General features: G+C 41.4%; 1 protein-coding gene. It reads right to left on the bottom strand.

From position 1 onward, the window contains the following. Positions 1 to 503: RRXRR domain-containing protein (locus MICAI_RS17725; protein ID WP_039900481.1), on the bottom strand; the 503-nt coding region annotated here is incomplete at both ends.

A 503-nucleotide genomic window follows, 5' to 3' on the forward strand; every position in this document is an offset into this window, starting at 1 on the left:
ATCGGCTTTGATGTACTCAAAATAAATATCGGTAATTGGATAGATTTTGGTTAGTTCGGAAACGACTCGAAGTTCAAGTTGACGATTAGCTCTGATTGAGGGAGCTAATTTTCCTTGTCTTCTATTTGAGAATCGTTTTTGTCGATGCGCTCTTAGATTAAAAGGAAGTTGGCGGTTAATCCGTCTTTTTCTACGTCCTTTTCGCATTAACCGTCTATTGTCCAGGCGCTCTCTTACTCGCTTAAAAGGAAGTTCTAAGTGAGCCTTCCAAAGAGTAAAAAGGGAGGATTGAACGCCAATTCCAGAGAATAATTTACCCCGGTCAATACCAATAGCAATCGGTTGGGTTTTGTTATCGGAAGGTTCATCGGTTAGCTGGACATAGAAAATATCTAAGTCGTTGAATTTACCGATAGCTTTTCCTTCTTTAATCCACCGCCTGGCCCGACTGGGTTTAGTGGGCATCAACGGTTTTCCGTCTTTTGAGATAACAGGAACTCTTG

Origin of the sequence: Microcystis sp. T1-4 (assembly GCF_000297435.1) — a bacterium.
Classification (GTDB): domain Bacteria; phylum Cyanobacteriota; class Cyanobacteriia; order Cyanobacteriales; family Microcystaceae; genus Microcystis.